This window comes from Streptomyces roseicoloratus (genome assembly GCF_004117935.1).
GTDB lineage: Bacteria > Actinomycetota > Actinomycetes > Streptomycetales > Streptomycetaceae > Streptomyces > Streptomyces roseicoloratus.
On the sequence record NZ_SDOY01000172.1, the window covers coordinates 17,462 to 37,942 of the forward strand.

Annotated in this window: 8 protein-coding genes; 2 read left to right on the forward strand and 6 right to left on the reverse strand. The window is 71.1% G+C overall.

The annotated features are described in order from the left end of the window. Positions 1-15: 15 nt before the first annotated feature. Positions 16-693 carry a TetR/AcrR family transcriptional regulator gene (locus ESG85_RS31030; RefSeq protein ID WP_181019168.1) on the forward strand — a complete coding sequence of 226 codons (678 nt, stop codon included), beginning with the start codon at positions 16-18 and terminating at the stop codon, positions 691-693. 9 nt (positions 694-702) lie between these two features. On the opposite strand, the gene ESG85_RS31035 is transcribed toward ESG85_RS31030, so the two are convergent. Beyond that, positions 703-1,230, reverse strand: coding sequence for a hypothetical protein (locus tag ESG85_RS31035; protein WP_128984506.1), 528 nt, complete (start codon positions 1,228-1,230; stop codon positions 703-705). A gap of 522 nt (positions 1,231-1,752) precedes the next feature. Here ESG85_RS31035 and ESG85_RS31040 point away from each other — a divergent pair. Next, positions 1,753-4,821: an AfsR/SARP family transcriptional regulator gene (locus ESG85_RS31040; RefSeq protein ID WP_281288100.1), complete on the forward strand. Its 3,069-nt coding sequence runs from the start codon at positions 1,753-1,755 to the stop codon at positions 4,819-4,821. Between the two features lie 192 nt (positions 4,822-5,013). On the opposite strand, the gene ESG85_RS31045 is transcribed toward ESG85_RS31040, so the two are convergent. From ESG85_RS31045 to ESG85_RS31070, 5 genes are all read right to left on the reverse strand, one after another. Next, positions 5,014-6,492 carry a carbohydrate-binding protein gene (locus ESG85_RS31045; RefSeq protein WP_246095451.1) on the reverse strand — a complete coding sequence of 493 codons (1,479 nt, stop codon included), beginning with the start codon at positions 6,490-6,492 and terminating at the stop codon, positions 5,014-5,016. Positions 6,493-6,635: 143 nt separating this feature from the next. Further along, positions 6,636-16,526, reverse strand: a complete 9,891-nt coding sequence (locus tag ESG85_RS31050; protein ID WP_128984508.1) for a helix-turn-helix domain-containing protein — start codon at positions 16,524-16,526, stop codon at positions 6,636-6,638. Between the two features lie 9 nt (positions 16,527-16,535). Continuing rightward, positions 16,536-16,853: a WXG100 family type VII secretion target gene (locus ESG85_RS31055; RefSeq protein WP_128984509.1), complete on the reverse strand. Its 318-nt coding sequence runs from the start codon at positions 16,851-16,853 to the stop codon at positions 16,536-16,538. Further along, positions 16,850-17,347 carry a YbaB/EbfC family nucleoid-associated protein gene (locus tag ESG85_RS31060; protein ID WP_128984510.1) on the reverse strand — a complete coding sequence of 166 codons (498 nt, stop codon included), beginning with the start codon at positions 17,345-17,347 and terminating at the stop codon, positions 16,850-16,852. The genes ESG85_RS31055 and ESG85_RS31060 overlap by 4 nt, the downstream gene beginning before the upstream one ends. A 149-nt stretch (positions 17,348-17,496) precedes the next feature. Next, on the reverse strand, positions 17,497-20,424 hold the full coding sequence (locus ESG85_RS31070) for an AAWKG family protein (RefSeq protein WP_128984511.1): 2,928 nt from the start codon (positions 20,422-20,424) through the stop codon (positions 17,497-17,499). Positions 20,425-20,481 lie beyond the last annotated feature (57 nt).

A 20,481-nucleotide genomic window follows, 5' to 3' on the forward strand; every position in this document is an offset into this window, starting at 1 on the left:
GCTATAATCAAGGGCGTGAGAGCTGAGTCACAGAAGAGGAAGCCCGCGGTCGGCAACGAGGGCGCGACCGACGGCCGTGCCGCTCGGTCGCGGGCAACCCGGGCCCGCATCGTGGCCGCCGCCACCGGCCTGTTCACCGACCACGGCTACACGGCCACCAGCATCGGTGCGATCGCCGCCGCGGCCGGAGTCGGCGAACAGACCGTCTACTACGCCTTCAAGACCAAGAAGGCCGTTCTGGCCGTCGCGCTCGATCAGGCCGTCGCGGGCGACGACCAGCCCGTTCCCACCCTGGAGCGCTCCTGGGCGAAGGCGGTGATCGACGAGCCCGACCCGCGCCGGCAACTGGCCCTCCAGGCCGCGGGAGCCGGCGACATCCTCGGCCGCGCGGCGCCCCTGCTGGACGTCGTACGCAGCGCCGCCCCCACCGATCCCGACCTGAAGCGGCTGTGGCACACCAACCTGGAGCAGCGGCTGACGGTTCAGCGCACCTTCACCGAGGCGCTGGTCCGCAAGACCGCCCTCAGGGGCGGACTCACCCCGAGCACAGCCGCGGACCTCGCCCTGGCGACGCTGTCACCGGAGACGTACACGCTGCTGGTGACCGAACGCCACTGGCCCCACGAGGAGTGGCTGGCGTGGGCCGAGCACGCCCTGGCGAGCCAGCTCCTGCCGACCGGGCCTGCGGCGTGAGACGGTCGCTCACGACCGGACAGCCCAGGTGTCCAGCTTCCCGTAGACGAGCGTCACGGCGCCGCCGGCGGTCGCGATGAGGCCGTAGATCGCGAACATCGTGCGCTGGCCCTGCTTGCTCAGCGCCTCGTACTCGGTCCTCGTGACCTGGATGTTCGGGCGCTGCGGATCGGTGGTGTCGACGGCGTAGTACCGTCCCCGGTAGGCGTCCGTGGCCTGGAGTCCCGAGTCCTCCGAGAACACGCCGGAGAGCAGCACGCCTCCGGCCAGGCCCAGCGCGACGAGCAGGACGCGCACCCGGTGCGGCAGGGCCTTCAGCGCACGCCACTGGTTCTTCCGGTCGCTCGCGTGGCCCCTGACCCGGTACTCCAGGGCGATGCCGCGGAAGATGGTCGCGGCGTGGAGCGGGAGGAGCGACGCGAACCCGATCCCGAGCAGGATCCCCTCGTGAGCGAAGGGAGGAAGCAGCGGGACGGCGGTGTAGGCGGACGCGCACAAAGCCGCCGCAGCGAGGGCCAGTTGCAGTCTCGCGTGCACCGTGAAGCTCTTCCGCACCGCCGCACTCCGCCCGTCCGCCGTGATGTCCCGGCCGGCGATCTCGACCAGCCGTCGAGAGCCTCCTCCGTCGCCCGCCGATGGTGGCAGTGAACCGTACGTGCGTTCACTGCCGGACCCCGGCAGTCTTCACGCGCTCTTGATGCCGGAAGCGTGCGGAGGGCCGGAACGCGGCGACGCCCGCCGGAGCGCTGCGGTGATCCCTGTCGCGCAGCGGGCCCGGAGCGGCGATCTCCGCCGAGCGGCCGTGCACGCGGTCGGTCCTCACGGATCCGCATTTCTCCCTCACAAGTGGAACGGGATCCGCGATGTCGGCATCCTTCACGTCGCGGGCCCGGCCCGGAGGCGGACGGCCCGGCCGTCGCCCCCGGGGCGAGCCGCACGCAAGGCCCGAGGCGAGGGGGAAGCGCACGTCATGCCCGGGCCGGACCGCGGAACCCGACGGGGACCGTTGACGCGAGATGGGGAGGCCTCGTGGAATTTCGGCTGCTCGGTGGGGTCGGAGTGGCGACCGGCTTGGGGGAGCTGGCACTCGGACCCGCCAAGAGGCGCAGTGTGCTGGCCACACTGCTGCTGCGCTCCAACACGGCCGTGCCGATGGCGCAACTGATCGACGCGGTCTGGGAGGAGGAGCCCCCGGCCCACGCCCGCACCGTCGTCCAGGGACACGTCTCGCGGCTGCGCGTGCTGTTCGCCGAGGCCTGCGCGGAGGAGCACGACGTACGCCTGACCACGCGAGGCTCCGCCTACGTGATGGAGATGCCGAACGGGCTCCTCGACGCCCATCGCTTCGAGGAACTGGTCCGGCGCGGACAGCAGGAGGAGACGCCCGGGCAACGGGCGGCCCGGTTACGCGACGCCCTCGGTCTGTGGCGGGGGCCCGCCCTGACGGGGACCGTGCCGAGCACGTCGCTGACCGCCGCCGCACAGGCCCTCGAGGAGACCCGGCTGGCCACCGTGGAACAGCTCGCCGAGTCGTACGGCCTGCTCGGCGACCTCTCGCAGGGCGTCGCGCTGCTGAAGGCCGAGGTGGCGGCGTATCCGCTCCGCGAGTCCCTGACGACGGCCCTGATGGTCATGCTGTACCGGGCGGGCCGGCAGTCGGACGCCCTCGAACGGTACGACCGCACCCGGTGCCTGCTCGCCGAGGAACTCGGCGTCAGCCCCGGTCCCGCCATGCGAGCGGCGTACGAGGGCATCCTCCGAGGCGATCTCCTCGGCGACCGGCCGCCGGCCGCGATGCCCCGCGGCCTCGTCGTCGAGTCCTCGCGGGAGGAGCCGCACCGAGGCCGGTCCACCCACGTGCGGACGAGCGGGCACGGACTCCGGAGCACGGGCGGTACCGGAACCGAGGCCCCGGTCATACGAGCGACACGTACGGCGGAGGCCGTCCGGTCGCCGGGCCCCGTCCGCCCGGACGCCTCCCGTCGCACCCGCCCGACGATGCCGCACGACGAGCCGGCGCGGCGGCCGGTGCCGCACGACGAACCGGGCCGGCGGACGGAGGCGCACCACGGACCGAGCGGGCGGGCGAGCGCGCACGACGAGTCACCCCGCCTGGTGGAGGCGTACGAGGAACCGACCCGGCGGGCGGACGCGCACGATGAGCCGGCGCGGCCGGAGGAGGCGTCGACGGGCGGGCCCGCCGGGCGGTCCGCCCCGCCCCGCCCCGCACCCGATGCCGAACGCGACGGCCACCCCATCCCGCGCCTGCTGCCCCGTGGCGCCCGCGGCTTCCACGGACGGGCCGGGGAACTCGCCGGAATCGACGCGGCCACCGGCGAAGGAGCCGTCGCGCTGGTCACCGGCGCCGCCGGCGTCGGCAAGTCCGCCCTTGCACTGCACTGGGCGCACCGGCACCAGCACCGCTTCCCGGACGGAACGCTCTTCGCGGACCTGCGTGGCTTCGGCGAGGACCCCGTCCAACCGGACGAGGTGCTAAGGGAGTTCCTCATGGCCCTGGGTGTCAGGCCGCGCGCCCTGCCCGAGTCCGCCGCCCGTGCTGCCGCGCTGTACCGGGAACTGACGGCGGACCGCGAGCTGCTGGTCGTCCTCGACGACGTCCGCAACGCCGATCAGGTCCGGCGACTGCTGCCCTCCGGGCCCCGGTCGGCCGTCCTGGTGACCTCGCGGCTGCGGCTCAGCGGGCTGATCGTCGAAGGACTCGCCCGGCCCGTGCCGCTCGGCCTCCTCGGCCCGGACGACGCCGTCGGACTCCTGGCCTCGGCGGTCGGCGCGGAACGCGTCGCGGCGGAGCCCGACGCCGCCGCCAGGCTCGTCAGGCTCTGCGACGGACTGCCGCTCGCGCTGCGCATCACCGCCGCCCAGCTCGTCACCCAGCCGAACTGGCGCCTCGCCGACCTGGCGGCCGAACTCGCCGACGAGCAGCGGAGGCTGTCCCTGCTCTCCCTCGACGACAGCGGCGACGCGGGCGTGGCGGCGGCACTGGGACTCACCGTGCAGGGCCTGCCGCCCGGGACGGCACGGCTCTTCGCCCTCCTCGGCAGCCTGCCCGGCACCGACCTGGACCGCTACACGGCGGCCGCGCTGTCCGACGGCGACCCGGTGACGGCGGGCCGGGCACTCGACCGGCTGGCCGGTGCGCACCTGGTCACCGAGTACGTCCCCGGCCGCTACGCGTTGCACGAGCTGGTCCGCCTCTACGCACGCGGCCTGCCGGGCGACCGGAACGCCCTGGTGCGGGTGCTCGACCACCACATCGCGACGGCGCTCAGGGCCACGGCCGCCTCGGCGCCGGAGGACCAGCCGTGCTGCACGCTGCCCGACGGCGCCTACGCACCACCCCCCGGGCGCGAGTTCGGCGACCGCCAGGACGCCCTGCGGTGGTACGTGGCGGAGCGGGAGAACCTCGCCGCCGCCGTCACGGCGGCCCGCGCCGCCGGTCACGACGACCGGGCATGGCGCCTGGTCGTCCTGCAGTGGCCGTACATCACCTGGAACGTCCGCGACGGCTGGGTGCCCCTGCTCGAACAGGCCCTGGACGCGGCCGTGCAGCTCGACGACCCGGACGCCGAGACCCGCGTACGGGCCCTCCTGGGCTGGGTGCTCCTGGAGGAGGGACGCCTGCCGGAGGCCCTCCGGCAACTGGAGCCGGCTCCCGCGCTCGCGGCGCGGACCGGGGACGCGTCCAGCGAGGCGACGGCCCTCGTCAACCTGGCGCTCGCGCTGGAACGCGACGGCGACGTGGGGACGGCCCTCGCCCACGCCACCCGCGCCGTCGAGCTGACACGCAAGGCGGACGACCCGCTGACCGAACTCCTCGCACTCGAACTCGAGGCGCGCCTGTACCTCGCCAACGGCGACGTGGACGACGTGCTGCGGTGCACGGAGCACGCGCTCACGGTCCTGGCCGGCCGTCCGGGACTCCCGGCGATGCGCCACGTCATGGTCCGCCTGACCCGGGGCGAGGCGCTGCACGTCCGCGGCGACCGGGCCGCGGCCGCGGTCTGCGCCGGGGCGGCACTGGCGGACGCGGAGCGCCTCGGCTACAAGGACGGCATCAGGCGGGGGAAGGAGCAGCGGGCCCGCTGGGCGGGTCGCGCGATGACGTGACCGGCGCCGGGCCGCCCCGGGGTGCGGGCGCATCCTACGTCCCGCCGCACCCCAGCGTGCGGCCGCACACGGCGCCTGGCCGCACCCCGGCGTCCGGGCCGGCGCCTTGCCTGTCCGCCGGGGTGCACGTCCGGATGACCGGTGCCGGACGAGTGGGAGGGGAAGAGGGGGTGTGGTGAACGGTGCCGGATCCTACGCGGAACAGGTGATCCGTACCGGCGCCGCCGCGGCGTGCCGGTTGCCGGAGGCCTTGCCGCGGTTGTCGAGGACGACGGACAACCGGCCCTGGTCCACGCGGAAGCTGCCGGCGGCCACCCACTGCCCCAGGTGTGCCGTCTGGTTGATCGCGAAGGTGCCGACCTTCGTGCTCGACTGGGGCTGGAACGAGCGGTACACGGTGTAGTGCGCGGGACTGCCGCCGACGTACGAGACGTCCTTCACGTTCGGGATGAAGACCTCGACCGCGCAGGTTCCCTTCGTGACCTTGCCGGTGGGGAAGCGCCAATGGGCGTAGGCTCCGCTGGGCTTGGACGTGCTGCCGGACAGCGGGAGGCTGTAGAAGAGGCCGTTGCAGCCGTAGCCCTTCTGGCTGTTCCAGCTGCCGCGCCAGCCCTTGGAGCCGTCCGTGTACCGGTCGGAGGTGGCGAAGCCGGGGGTGTCGCAGCCGGGACCTATGAAGTGCTGGTACGTGACGGGGGCGGCCGGCCGGACGGCGTGGTTCCCGGTGTCCCCGGTGCCGCCCGAGGTTCCGCCGCTGCCGGACGGACGCTTCGTGGGGACGGTGGTCCCGGTACCCGCCGGCGTGCCGCCCTTGGCCGGGGCTCCCGAACGGCTCGGCACGGCCCGGTTGTCGCCGGACGCTTCGTGCGGAGCCGTGCCGCTTTCGTGCAGCCCGCCGGCCGGACCGCCCTTCGGAACCGCCGGACCCCCTGCGCCGGCCACGCCCGGCTTGCCGGGCGTTCCGGTGGTGGGCGCGCCGACACGGCCGCTGTCGGGCGCGTTCTGCTGCCCGGGCACCACGCCCGGCCCGGTCCCGTCCGGTCCGATCAGGCTGCCCACCGGTCCCTGACCGGAGGCCGACGGCGACGTGTCGTCCGGCCCGGACGGGCCGGAGACGAGGAAGGGGATGCCGACGAGGAGGAGCCCGCCGACGACGGCGGCGGCCATCATCGGCCTGGTGGGACGGCCGAGGGGCCGGGCCAGGACGTTCCCGGCCCGGCCGCCCGTGCCCGTCGAGGTGTCCGGTGCTGTGGACTCCGTAGCCGTAGCCGTAGCCGTAGCCGCGGTCGCGGTCGCCGTCCCGGCCCGCACTGCCGCCAGGGGGAGCGCCGCGGTCGAGGTCTCGGCCCGGGCGGTCCCGGTCGTGGATTCCGTCCCCGACGCGGCCCCGCATCCCGTCCCGGGCCGTGCCGCCGAAGCCGGCGCCTCGCCGTCGGCGCTGGTGGCGGGGGCGGTGACGGGCACGGCCGCAGGCTTCGTCCGGTTTTCCTCGGCCTCCTCCGGCCCGCCCGGCTTCCCTGTCACCCGAGCCTCCTCCTCGGGCTCGGGAAGCGCCTTGGACGTGGCTTCCTCGACGAGGGCCGTGGCCGCGACCGCCCGTGCGACCGTGGGCTCCGACGTCGCGCCCGAAGGGGTGCCGGATGCCGTGCGGTTCGCCTTGTTGGTTGCCATGGGTGACCTTCCGAGGGTGGGGAGAGCGAGGGTGGGAAAAGCGAGGCGAGGAGGGCCGATGCGCGAACGGCCGTGGCTACGGGGTGGGTGGGGCGGGGGACGGGGCGGCCCCGGCGCCGGGCCCGGCTCGTGGGCGGCGGTCGTCATGGCCGGGCAGTCTCGGTCAGGTTCTTCTTCCAGTTGCTGACGGTCTTCTCCGGCACGCCGAGCCATGCGGCAAGGTCCTTGAGCTTCCAGCCCTGTTCCGGGGCGCGCAGGAAGGCAGCCCTGACGTCCGGGGTCCAGAACGCGTCGCCGGCGCTCGAGTTCGGCCCGGGAAGCCGGGGGCCCTGTTCGCTCGCCGAGGGGGGCGCGCCCGTCCTGCGTTTCTTCGGCGCGGGATGGTCCTCGAGGTGGCGCAGGAACGCGTCCTTCGCCTCGACGAGTACGGTTCTCACGCTCCGTCCGTCGGTGGGCGGGGCCGGGACGGGTGTCTCCTCGTCGTCGCCGACGCGCTTTCTGTACTTCCCGACGGCGACCTCGCTGACTCCCAGGAAACGGGCGACCGCTGCCTGACTCGCCTGGCCGGAGTTGACGAGTCCCAAGGCGTGGCTCACCGTGACGTGGCCGTAGCCCGCGTTGCCCTTCCTGTTCTCGACGCGCACGGCCCTGATTTCCCGGTCTCCCTCCGGCATCATCCGCAGGAAGGCGTTCTGCTGGTCGGGTGTGAGATCCCTGGGCAGGGCAGGCCGTCCACCGTCGGCCGCGTCGTGGACCGAGGCATCCGAAGGAACGGCTTCCGGCCGCCTCGGATCCCTGAGAGTGATCTTAGCCATGGGCGAGGTGAGTTCGTCCCCGCTGCCGGAATCGCTGTCCGAACCGGTTTCCCAGCCGGACGTGGTCGGCGGCCGGGGCGTGCTCGCGTCGGACGGCGTCCCGCCGGAGTCCCGCACCGTGGAGGGCACGGTGGCGTACATGTTGTCGGCGAGCTTCCGCGCGATGCTGTCACGGAGCACCGGCGTGCCCGCGTTGACGGGGTAGATCTCCCGGAAGAGATGGGGCAGGTGCTTGGCGATGGTCTCGGTCGGTTCCTTCCAGAAGCGTCCGGGGTGATCGTTGTACGACAGCGGGACGGCGCCGAAGGTGTGGAGGGCCATCCAGCACGAGAAGCACGGTCGCTTCTTCCCGCGGATGGTGACCGGTCCGTCGACGACGTCGGAGGGCCGCAGGTCCGCCTTGTGGAGCAGCTGGAGAATCTTCTGCTCGGCATGGATGGGACGGTCCAGTGAAGGGTTGTCGCCCTCCGTGTTCTGCAGGAGGATCACTGATCCCCGCCCGTCCGTCGAGGTGAGCAGGGCCTTGAGGTCGTCGGGGGACGTGGTTCTTAGATCGACCTTGACGACGGGCGTGTTCCGGCCGAGGTGGTCGGCCAGTGCGAGAACGGTGCGGTTGTCCGGGTCCGGCTCGGCCAGCCTGGCATTGGTTTTGAGCCGGGCGTTCTCGCTGCGGTACAGGCGCTCTCTGTCCGACCCCAGGCCGTCGTGGAGATTCTCGTACGGGATCCTGTCGATGGTCTGCAGGTTCAGTACGTCGCCGAGATCGCGACGCACTCCTTGCCGGTCGGCGCCTTCGATGAACTGCATGAGCAGTTCGACCGACCGGTTGTGGTTCGTGGCGAAGACCAGCCGGTTGTTCAGCACCGCCCCCTGCACCTCCTGCTCGCGCTTCTGTGGCTTCTTCCGCGACGACGAGTCGGTGAGTTCGTCCTGCTTCTCGTTCTCGTTGCCCTTTTCGTATCCCTGGGCGTTCTCGTTCGCGTTCTCCTGCGCCGCGTCGTCCGGGAGCGCGGGCGTCGGTTCGCTCTGCTCGGCGAGTCGCCCTTGCAGATGTTCGATGCAGTTCATGATGCGGATCGAGAGATGCCGGAGCGACTGCTGGGTGCGCTCGCCGGCGTGAGACCTGCTGAAGCCGAGGTTCACTTCCTCGGTGCCGCGCCCGGACTGTTTCACCTGGCCGGGGACGGTGCTCGATTCGACGGTCTCCATGAGGCGCCCCGCCAGTTCCGTGGCTTCAGGGCCGCCGAGGAGCTGCTGCATGACATCGTCGGCGACGGAGCGGGTCGAGGGCGATCCGCTGCTCGGACCCGTGAAGGAGCTGCTGCCGGAAAGCTGGCCTTCCGTCGGCGCTTCGACGCCCATGGGTGACGGCGGGGTGAGGAAATGTGCGGCGGGCTGGGCGTACAGATTCCGGGCGCGCATGATCTGTTCGTACGTGTACCCCTGATTCGGCCGGAACAGTTTGCGGAACTTGCTCAGGGCGTCCTTGAGGGGTAGGACACTTGACTCTTTATCACCTGGATTCACCGTGTGCAGATGCCGGCGCGTCTTGTCGTCGAGGTCGGTCATCTTCTCCACCAGAGGCGGAGGGAGAGAGGACCCCGGGGAGCCGGTCCTCAGGAACTCCGTGATCGAGGTGAGATCCTCCTCTTCGAAACCCTTGACGTGCGCCTTCTTGAGATCGTTCTTGTCGGCGCCCCTGTGCCAGGCCGCGTGCTTCTCTTCTTTCCTCCTCTGGTCGACCGGGAGGGACGTCTGGTACTGACCCGACCGTGTCGGCGGGCGACTGGCGATGATCCGTTCGTATCCGGGAGCAAGCCAGTCCTTCGGTCGTGAATCCCTGGTGTGGGCGGTGTCGTGCCAGGACGCCATGCGGTCGGCGGTCCCGCTCCCGGGCTCCTCGAGGTACCTGACCTCGTACCCCATCAGAGCCATCGCTTCCAGATTTCCGCTGCGGAATCCGATGTGGCGGACGGTGGAAGCGCGATGCAGATACTCGAACAGGCGGAACTGGGCGAGACGGTCGCTGCCTCCGAGACGTACGACTTGTTCGTCCCGCCAGAACTCGGTGAGGTTCACCACGCGCGCCGCGAACCCGTCAGGCCTCTGCTGCATGCCGTACCGGGACAGGTCACCCGTACCCTTGTCGAAGAATTCGGCGATCGAATCGAGTTTGTCGTTCGGGCGGTCCGGCCCTTCCCTGCGGTACCCGGCGTCGCCGACGATCAGCACGGCCTTGAAGTCGCCGAGCCTTTCGACGATCTGGGCTATTCCGAAGTAGCTGGTGTCGTGCTCGATATGGACTTCGCCGTTCTTTCCGCTGAAACGTGTCCAGAGAACCGCGACCTTGTCGTCGGGGGACAGCTCCAGATTCCGGGAGGAGAGCCACTCTTCTATTTGACGGGGGCTCCAGGTCTTGAAACCCGATCCATCCTGGCCGGAAGGAGTCTCGTCGGTGGACTCGTCCCAGTTCACCTGCCAGTGGTCGCGTATCTTCCGGCGGATGTCCGATGTGAAATCCCGAGCCACGAAGTAGGTGGCGTCGTTCAGCCCCAGAAGTCCCTTACCGGAGATTTTCTTGGCATCGAAGAACTCCTTCTGCCGGCTCTTGAATTCGTCGGAACGGACGATCGGTACGCGGTCTTCGGCTATTCCGGCGGTCACGTAGAATCGCTGGATGTTCTTCGCGAGCGACAGGCTCCTGCCCTCGTCGTCGTGGGTGATGAAGACGGTCAGGTCCGGATCGCCGATCAGGAACGCGGCGACCGAGAACATGTCACCGGAAGCGTGGCTCGGGTGCTTGAGCAGCTTCGCCCCGGCCGGCAGTGGCTTGGCCCACTTGGGCTTGGACTCCCCGACGGCGCTCGTGGGGACCTGGCGGTCCCGGCCTTCGCCCGACGGAAGCCGGTCGGCCACGGAGGCGCGGCGCTCGCCCACGACCGGAGTCGCCGTGGACTGCGGAGCGTGGTGCAGGGGGACGACCGCGTTCTCGCTCACCCGCTCGATCACGGACAGATGGTCCTTCGGCAGGTTCGCCGGTTCGCTCAGGCGCGCGTCCACCATCAGACCGTCGGTGCGGACTCCGCTCGCGTCGTCGTGGCGGCGGAACAGGTGCCGGTCCTCCATCGGCTTGCCGACGTCGGAATACTCGTCCGGAAGCCCCAGGTAGTGCAGGACCTCGTGGACCAGGACGCCGTCGTCGTCGTGGACGCCCCAGTGGTCCTGGTCGGTGCCGTCCGCGGGCGCCGTACGCGTGAGCGTGACCTTCTCGCCGTGGTCGGGACGTTCCAGGAACTCGACGGTGACGTGCAACTGGTCACCCGAGTCGGGGAGTCGGTAGCCGACGTTGACATGGCTGTCCAGAGCCGTCTGGACTCGCGCTTGCAGCTGGGCGAGGTCGGCCTCCGACAGGCCGTCCATCAGCCTGAACGGCAGTGTCACGAAGAACTGCCGCACCGTGCGGCCATCGGGAAGCCGGCCCCGGCGCACATGGTGACGGATCTGAGTCCACGAACCGTTCAGTTTTCCGTCGGCGCCCACCAACCGTCCGTCGCGCCCCTTCTGTCCCGCCTTCGGGTCGAAGCGTTCGGTGTTCACCCCGGCCGTGCGCGTGCCACGGAACACCCGCAGCTCCTCGGTGCGCACCGGCCTCGGCACCCGCTCGCCCGGGGTACGCATGGGCCCGGCGGAGCGGCCGGGGAGCGGCGTGCCGGGGGCGCGGGAGGAAGCCGCCGGTGCCGGATCGGAGGAGGCGTCGGCTTTGGGGGAGGGGTCGGTGCCGGCGACGGCCTCGGGACGGTCGAGCAGGCGTTGCATGACGAGGTCGATGTCGTCCCACACGCCGTGCTCCCAGTCCCGCTCAGGACCGTGGGACTGGGCAGGCTGGTCTGTCCTGCGGTCAGGTTGGGCGGACTCATCCGGCTCGTCCGGCTGGGCGGGCTCGTCCGGCCGGACGGGTCGGTCGGCTTCTTCACGCCGGGCGGGCTCGTCCGGCCGGGGGGAGCGCCGGGCCGGCGGCTCGACCAGCGGGAAGCGGTCCGTGTCCGGCGTCCGTTCGTGGGCTTCGAGGCCCAGGGCGACCTCGTCCGGGAACCTTCCGTCGGGCATGGCCTCTCGCAGCTGGCTCTCCGTGAGCGGCGGCAGCGAACGGAACCTGCCCCAGTTGTCGGTGTACGACAGGACGGGGACGTACGACGGGGCGCCACGGGGCGGTTTCGGTGGGACCAGCACGTCCTGCTCGAACGCCTCGGACGCCGTCATGATCTCGTGGAAGGTGTGGTGTCCGACCGGCAGCATGTCCGCCATCAGAGCGAGCCGTACGAGCTGGAAGTCCACGGGCACGTTCCACGTCGTGGCCATCTTGTGGACGACCTTCAGCGTGAAGTACGCGGTGTTGGACGTGCCCGCGCTCATCAGTCCACCGGTCGCCTCGGCCGTCACCTGGCTCACGCTCATCAGCAAGATCTGCCGGTGCCGCTCACCGGGTTCCCAGGTCAGCCGGCCGTTCTCCACCACGTGGGCGCGCTCGCGCGTGCTGAGAGGCGGAACGGCGTCCTCGGGCCGCAACGGAGTACGTCTGTCGTGCTCCTGGGCGGCCAGCAGCGCTTCCAGGCCGGGGTTGTCCGCCTGCTCCCTCCGCAACCGTTCCTGTGCCCGCCGGATGTTCTGGACGACATCGGCGTCCTGCTGGATCCGCTGGTTCGCCGGTACCCCCGGCCCGCTCCGCTCACGCGTGAGGATGGCCGGCGTGGGTTTCGGCCCCACCAATCGCTTCATGAGAGGGCCGTGGACGCCGGTGACGAGGAGGTGCATCCGCTCGCGGATGTTCCCGTGCTCGACGACCTCCTGCAGCGTTCGCGGGTCGTCGCCGACGGACCCGCTGCCGGTGTTCCGCTCGGTGCCGAGCTCGGCGCGCTTGTCGGCCGGCAGCCGGTCCCAGGCCGCCCGGACCAGGGTGCGCACCTGTTCCTGGACGTCCGGGTGGCGGGTGAGGTATTCGCCGAGGGCGCGCTCGGCGTCGCGCGACGCCTCCGCGTACGCCAGGCGGACGGCCGTCCGGACGACGGAATGGTCCTCGTCGAGGTCCGGATTGGCGTACAGCGCCTGCCCGACGCGGCTCAGCACGGCGAGCGGCAGGGGCCGCCGGGACGAGCCCGGGGGCTGAAGTCCTTGTTCGAGACGCTGGACGGCGTCGATCGCGTCCGCCGGACCGGTGAGCATCACCGTCGTCAGCCGGTCCTTGCCGACCAGCAGCTGGCCGGTCCCGGTGTCGACGGCCTGCCCGGCGGGGACCCGTACCTCCAGCCAGTGCTCCGTGCCGGGCGGCAGTCGCCTGACGAGGGTCGAGTACGGCCGGCCGTCGGTGCGCAGCAGTCGGTCGGCCCGGCCCACCAGTCCGGGGGGTGATTCGGGGAGCACCAGATAGGCGGTGGTCTCCTCGTGCGTGCGCGTGCCGAGGGCGTCCAGTTCCGCGCGCCAGTCCCTCGGTGCGGGGGGCTCGTCCCCGCCCCTGCCGCGAGGCCCCCCGTCCTGCGGAGCGGGCGTCGCCGTGTCGACGGTCGCGACGGCCGTGGGGGTGCCGACGCCGTCGTCGGCACCCTGGACGCCGGTCGGGGTGGCCTCTGCTGCATCGGCCTGGGAGGAGGCCGAGGCGAGCAGGTTGTGCTGGGGGGGAAGGGTGCCCAGGAAGGCATCGGCGACGGAGGTCGCGAAGGTCAGGACGCGGTTCTGCCTCATGGCGGCGTTCCGCGCCGCCTGCCAGGACGACTCGCGGTGCAGCTTGTCCGGCAGGCGTACCGGAGCGATGCCGAGGTCCAGGAGCATGCGGGGCACCACGAACCGGGAGTGGACGGTGAGCGCGCTCTCCGGAGACCCGGGAAGGCCGCCGGTCACGTGGAGCTTGAGCACCGTGTCGGCGACGGCCTTCAGCTGGTCCACCCGGGTGGTGGCGGTCTCCAGGGCCTTCCGGTGCGCCTCGAAGACGTCGTTGACGGACGTCCTCACGTTCGGATCGTCCTCGCCGGACTCGCCGCCGCCGAAGCGGGTGCGCAGGGCGAGGTACGCGTCGCCGTCCAGGACGTGCCAGGGGCTCTCGGGGCGGTGCGGGCCGTCGAGAAGCTCGCGGAGCAGGGTCCTCTGGTTCTCCTGCGCGTCCGGGAACAGTGCCGACAGGGTCGCGTCGGTCGGCGTAGCCGCCGGTGCGACCGTGAGCGTGCCGGTGAGGCGAGCGTCTCCGACGTGCGTGACGTCGGCCATGCCGAGGGCGAGTTCGGCCGCCAGGACGTGCAACTTGTTGCCCGTCCAGAACGTCGTGGTACGGGCCGCGTCGGGCAGCCGGGCCGGGGGGAGGCCGTGGTCCAGGAGCAGGCGCTGCAGCAGGATCTGGACGTCCGACCTCAGCGGCCCCTTCTGCGCGTCTGTGTGGAGGTCCTGGACAAGGGCCGCGACGGCTTCCACGCGGTCATGACGCTGGTCGGTCTTCTGTCGTGAGTAGCCGGAGAAGGCTTCCTCGACGCTCTCGGCCGGGAGGTCGCTCCTCTCCTGCTCGGGCAGTCGGCTCCGGAGTTCCCGGTAGGTGTGCACGTCCATGGTGTGCCAGGTGCCACCCGGGGAATGCCGGGTGTCGGCCACTTCTGCGAGCAGGTCCGCCGCGGTCGCGGGATCGGACAGCAGAGCCGTCCACTGGTCCCGGAGCAGGTGCAGCGACAGAAGGTTCACTCGGGAGGAATTCTCGGGCACCTCCGTCGTTTCGGGCACCCCAGTCGTCTCGGTCGTTGCGGATGTCTCGGTCGTCTCGGATGTTCCGGCCGTAACGAGGGGCGCCTTGCTCGACGGGCCGACGAGGGGGCCGCCGGGGGCCAGTCGCGTCTCGGCGCCGGGTTCGTCGGCCGGGGTCGCGTGGGCGTGCTCCTGGGCCGTGCGCGGTGAGGCGGCCTCACCGCCCGCCGGATCGTGGACCCCGGATGTCGTGCCCTGTTCCCGGGGCGACAGAGGCGGCTCGTCGCCGTTCCACGGCTCGAGGTACTGAAGATCACCGTCCTCGTCGGTGTCGTCGCCGTAGTCGTTGCCGTCGACGCCGACGCCCTCGCTGACCGTGGCGAGGGCTGTCCGGTCCGGTGCCGGGGAGGCGAGCTCTTCCTCCTCGGTCACCGTGGAGAACTCCGGCCCGGAGTTCTCCTGTGGCTGGACCGGCGGCTCGACGAGGTCCTGGACCGGCGAGGAAGAGAAGGAGGAGCCGGAGGAAGCGCCGTCCGCGCCGCTGGTCGTCGCGATGCTCTGGGAAGGCTGCCCGGCCGGGGCCTGGGTGTCGGGAGCGGACGCTTCCTTGCGGGCGCCGGAGGGCTGCTCGGCCTTCGACGGGCTCGCGTTCGGCGAGTTCGCCTGGTTCGGAGCGGAGGAACTCGCCGGCGGGGACGTCGAGGCCGAGGCCGAGGAGTTCGGCGCGGTGGTGGGCGATCCGCCGGGCTGCGAGGCGGGCGCCATCGGCGCCGGGCCGATGGGGGCCGAGGCCGGAGTCTCCGTACGGCTGTCGGAGCCGAGGTCGTCCGACTCCATGCGCAGGTTGACGTGGGTCGGCGCGTCCTTCGTGTCGCCGCCCGCAGGTGTGGTGCTTTCGTCGAGGTCGACGTCCCCGAAGTCTCCGACGGACCCGAGGTCTCCGGCATCCCCGACGTCCGAGCGGTCTTCGGAGACGGTCTCGGGCCGCGGCGTGCCGTCGGACGCGCCGGACGGTGCCGACCCCGCGGACGCGCCGGAATCGCCCGACCCGGCGGACCCGCCGGATGCGGCGGACCCGGAGGAGCCGTCCGTACCGCCGGACACCAGTCCGCCCGACGTGTCCATGCCGCCGTTGAGGAGCTGGTGGCGCATGGTGTTGCCCAGGCGCTCGCCGCCCAGCTCCAGGCCGTGGCTGAGGCGGCCTTCGACCATGCCGGAGCCGAAGGTGAGGCCGGAGGTCTTGAAGGTGTGCTCGTCGGAGAAGATCAGGTTGTACATGCCCTCGGACACGGCGGCGTGGGCACCGTCGAACACGCCCTTGCCCAGGTGGAGGACGCCGAGCTGCGACCAGTGGCGGAGCATGCTCTGGCCCATGGCGTCGGCGGTGCCGCGGGTGAGCACCTTGGTGACGTCCGGGCCCAGGTCCTTGCCCAGCGGTCCGAGGCTCTTCTCCAGGTTGAGCGGCAGGTCCTTCTTGCCGGTGTCCCTGAGCAGGGTCCGGGCCCAGTTCTCGCCGGCCTCGCGCGCGCCGTCCCGCTTGAGGTGCCTGTCGAACGTGTCGCCGACGGACGTGACGAAGTCCTTGGCCGCCTTGTCCGAGACCCGCTTCGGACCCGCGGTCTTCGGGAGGTGGTCGCCGAAGTTCTTCGCGATGTCGTCGCCGAAGGTCCTGGGTGCGTCCGGATCGGGCGGCGACGGCTTCTTCGGGCCGGCGAGATCCGGCTTCCTCGGACCCGGGAGGTCCGGCTTCCTGGGCTTGAACACCTCGTCGAGCCGGTTGCCGATGTTCTTGCCGCTGTTCTTGCCGAACAGGTTGGCCAGCCCACGGCCGAACTTGTTGCCGAGGAACTGGAACGGGCCCGCGAGCAGGCCCTGGACCATGCCGGAGAGCGCAGCCTGCTTGGTGAGGTTCGTGTCGAACTCGTCACGGGTGCCCTGGTTGAGCTGGGCCCACTGAACGAGCACGTCCATCGCGACGCCCATCCCGACGTTGATGATCTGATGGGTGATCAGCATCAGGACCAGCCGGCCGAGCCGGAACTTGATCAGCCACCTGACGAACGCCACCTTGGCGAAGTACGCCTGGAGCGAGGCCCCGAAGAAGAAGGCGGTGGCGGCCGCGACGATCGCCTCCACCAGCAGTTCCACCAGCTGGGCGATGATCATGTACTTGGTGTACTGGAGCTGCGTCCCGCCCTTGCGGCTGAAGTCCGCGAGGAGCTTGGCCTGGTCGGCGACCGCGTCGAAGTAGTTGAGTCCCTCCTCGCCGATGAAGCTCTTCATCGCCGCCTGGTACATCTCGGCTGCGTTGCCCTTGAAGGCGTCATGGGTGTAGCCCAGCGCCTCCGAGATCTGCTGCTTCAGGTCGTTCGTCAGCTTGCCGTGGAGGTCCTTGTGCACCTCGGCCAGCGCGAACAGCTTGTCCTCGTCGCCGTTCGGGGGTACCTCCCCGGTGAGGGCCGCGAACAGCCAGGCGCACTCGGGCGGGAACTCCAGGGACACCGTGCGGTTCTACCTTCCGTGCCGAAGATGGGTGCCGATGTCGTCCGACAGCCCCCGGAACTTCTTGCCGGCGTCCTGCTGACTCCGGCCGCTCCCCGACAGCCCGTCGGCCAGTCCGGTCACGCCCGCCTTGAGGTCCTTCTCGGCGGGCACGTACTTCTTCGCGAACGCCTCCCCGAACTCCCCGTCGCCCCAGCACCCGTGGTACGACGTCAGCTTGTCCAGGTACTCGTCCCGAATGAGTTTGATCTTGTCGGCCACGTCGCCCATGTTCCGGCCGCTCTTGTCCAGGCCGTCCGGGTCGACGTCGAGGGCGTCGTCACTCACGGCCGGTCGTCCTCCTCTCGCACGGCAGCGGCCGTCTCCTCGTCCTCCACGAGTTCGTCGAGGAGCGCACCCGAGCCCCGGTGGGGAGGCTTGACCGGTGGCGTGGGGATGCCCTCTTCGCGGGCCGGAGCGAACATCGCCTCCCAGTCCGGCTCCGTGACGCCGTCCTGAGCGTCCGGTGACAGGACCGGAATCGGGCCGAACGGACGGTAAATGTCGGCAAGTTGCTCCGCCGCCTGCTTGCGCGCCAGACTGATGGTGGACATCAGGACGGCGGAGAGCCGGGCCGGCGGCATGCCGCGGTAGGCGTTCGTCGGGAAGCGGATCTGCGTCAGCTCGCCCTGCGGGCCCATGGTCACCGTCACCGACCGGTCCTTCGCCGTCACCGTGGCGGAGATGCGCGAGGCCGCCGCCGCCGCGTCCGCCAGCCTGGCGCGTGTCTCCTCGAACTCCGCCAGCGCCTCGGCGAGTCGTTCTTCCATGCCCATGTTCATGCCGTGGTCCTGCCGTCCTCGTCCGTGGTCGTGCCGGGATCGTGGTCGTGGTCGTGGTCGTGGTCGTGGTCGTGTGAGGTGCTGGTGCTGGTGCTGGTGCTGGTGCTCGTGGGGTGGTGGTTCGTGCGTGGTGCCGGCTGACGGAGGGCTCAGCGGCCGATGGCGCCGGACACGCCCGCCCCGTCCGTGCCCCAGGTCTCCTCGTCCTCGCTCACCCAGGTCGAGCGCTCGCGCTCGTCGCTCTGGGTGTTGCCGCCCGCGCCGCCCATGCCCCCGCCCATGCCGCCCCCCATGTACGGCATCATCGGCGCTCCGCTCGACATGGTGTGGGGCTGACGCATCGGTACCGCCGTCTCGACCTGTGCGAGAGGCACCGCCCTGCTGCGCGCCGCCGCGACCTCGGTCACGGCCAGGGATCGACGCTCGCTGCCCGTGGAGAGGCCGGCGTTCCCCGGCCCGCCGGAGGTGAGACCCGGCCCGCCGATCTGGTTCAACGGAAGGAGCGGAATCCGGCTGCCGGCGCCCGCACCTCCTCCCTTGTAGTCCGTGAGGAGCGAGTCGCCGCCCTTCCCGCGATGAGGGAAGCCGTCGTAGGTGTGGTCGGGGGCGGTGGAGCCCGGCCTGTTGGGCGGCAGCGCGCCGCTGCCTCCGGTGGTGCGCCCGTACGCGTCGGTGGTCACCGTGCGGCCGTCCGGGAACGTGATCTGGTGGCCGCCGTCCTTGAGCCGCCGGTCGACGGTGCCGTCCGGGTACTTCGTCGTCGACGAGCCGTCGGCGTGGTGCGTGGTCTGCGGCCCGCCCCCGCCGCCCGTCACGTTCAGGTGCTCGGTCGTCCGGTGCCCGCTCGTGTCCACCTTCGTGTAGGTGCCGTCCGGGCCCAGCTTGGTGGTGCTGCCGTCCTTGTACGTGGTCGAGACGGTGCCGTCACGCTCCACCCGGGCGACGGCCCCGTCCGCGTACTGGACCGTGGACGTGCCCTTGCCGAGGTGCGAGACGGTCTTGGTGCCGTCCGGGTCGAGGGTGGTGACGGTGCCGTTCGCGGTGACCGTGGTCTTCGTGCCGTTGGGGTACGTCGTCGTGCTGGTGCCGTCCGCGCCGTAGACCGTGCTGGAGCCGTCGGGATTGCGGACGGTCTGGCCGGGCTGCGGGTGACTGGTGGTGCTGCGGCCCTCGGCGTCGGTGGTGGTGAGCGTGCCGTCGGGCTTGTGCACGGTGACGGTGCCGTCGTTGTAGCGGGTCGTGGTCGTGCCGTCGGGCTTGACCGTGGCCTTCGTGCCGTCCTGGTAGGTGGTCGTCTGGCTGCCGTCCTTGTTGAGGACGGTCCGGGAACCGTCCGGGTTGTGCGTCTCCGTCGTCCCGTCGGGACGGACCGTGGTGGTGGTCCCGTCCTTGTGGGTGGTCGTGCGGGATCCGTCGCTGTTGTACGAGGTGGTGGACCCGTCCGGTCCCTTGGTGGACTTGACGACCGTCGGGGAGCCGCCGGGGGTGAGGCTGCCGCCGATGCCGTTCGGGGGGAGCGGCGGAGGGATCACACCGGCCGGGTACGTGTTCTGCCGGCCGTCCGGGGTCGTGACGGTGGTCGAGCCGTCGGGGTTGCGGACGACGCTGCCCGGGCCTGCGCCGGTGAGTCCGCCGGAGCCGTTGCCGGCGAGGGGATTGGGGCCGAGCGGCGGGACCTTGAGCGGGAGAGGAGCGCCCTTCCCGCCGCCGGGACCCGGCCCGCCGTTCCCGCCTCCGACGCCCGGTCCGCCCTTGCCGTCGCCGATGCCACCGCCGGTGGGGTTCGGGCCCAGTGGCGGAATGTCGCCGCCGCCGGCTCCGCCTTCCTTCTTGTACGTGTCCAGCTCCTTCTCCGCGGCCGCCTTCTCCTTCTCGGCGTCCGCCTTCGCCTTGTCCGCGTCCGCCTTCGCCTTGTCGGCGGTGTTGGCGTCCGTGAGACTCGTGATGCCCGCCGTGAAGACGAAGGGGGCGCGCCGCTGGAACCCGCGCATCTTGCTGTTGAACTCGATGACCGCGGTTCTGGCGGGTACGTCGAGGTGTGTCCCGATCGCGGCGAGCCATTCCGCACACGCCTCCCTGGACACGCCCTTCCACCCGGACGCGTCGGAGAGGTCGCCGTAGAGCGGATGCTGGGTGCTGAACCCTTCGCCGGCCTGGGAGACTCCCGCGGCCGTCTGCCGCATCTTCGCGATGTTGTTCTCGTTCAGCCAGGTCGCGGCGATGTCGATGTGCTTGTCCAGGAGCGCCGTTCCCAGCCACTGATTCGTGGCGATCCACCCCTCGTGGATCTCCTTCAACCGCTGGGCGGTGGACAGGAAGGCATCCTCCGCCTCCATGATGCGGTCCGCGACCAGGGAGTCGGCACGGAAGTCCGGGTCGATCCGCGAGGACCTTCCCGACCGGGGTGCGGGAAGCGCGATGAGGTTCAGGAAGTCCTTGTAGCCCGTACTCGTCCCGCTGATGAGGTCACGGAAGACGTCCGCACCGGAGCCGCGGTAGGCGGCGTCCTCTCCGCCGAGGTCCTTCACCCATCGCTCCAGTTTGGGACTGTGCTCCCGGAAGAACCGGCTCACGCGGTCGAAGGCCATGGCTATGGGCGGGAGCGTGGTGAGGTCGGGTGCGTCCGCGAAGGCCACCACCCGCGACGGTTCGTATTTTCCCCCGAAGCCGGCGGTCGTGTACGTCGTGAGCAGCCGGTCGATGGCCTCCCGGTAGCCCCAGTCGAACGCGCTCGCGACTCCGTGGTTGTGCCAGTGCGAACCGTCGGGCCCGGACCAGGGCACGGTCAGCGTGATCGTGTACACGAGGACGTTTTTGCTCAGTTTCCCGCCCGCGTAAAGTTTGATCACCCGCCCGTCGAAGCCGCCGTACGGGATCCACGTCGTGGTGGCCCGGGAAGTGGTCCCCTTCTCGATCTTGATGCGCATCCACTCGCTGCCGTCTCCCTGTTTGGTGTCGGCACCTCCGACGGCTGCGACCTGGGCCCGCGTTCCGCCGTCGAAGCCCGTGAACTGCTTGATGATGTCCTCCCAGACAGGCTGGGCCGAGACGTTTCCGTTCGTGGGGGCATCGGCCATGGAGCAGCGGTCTCCTTCGTCGGTGGGGTCGGGTCCGGGTGGGTGTGCGCGGTCCGG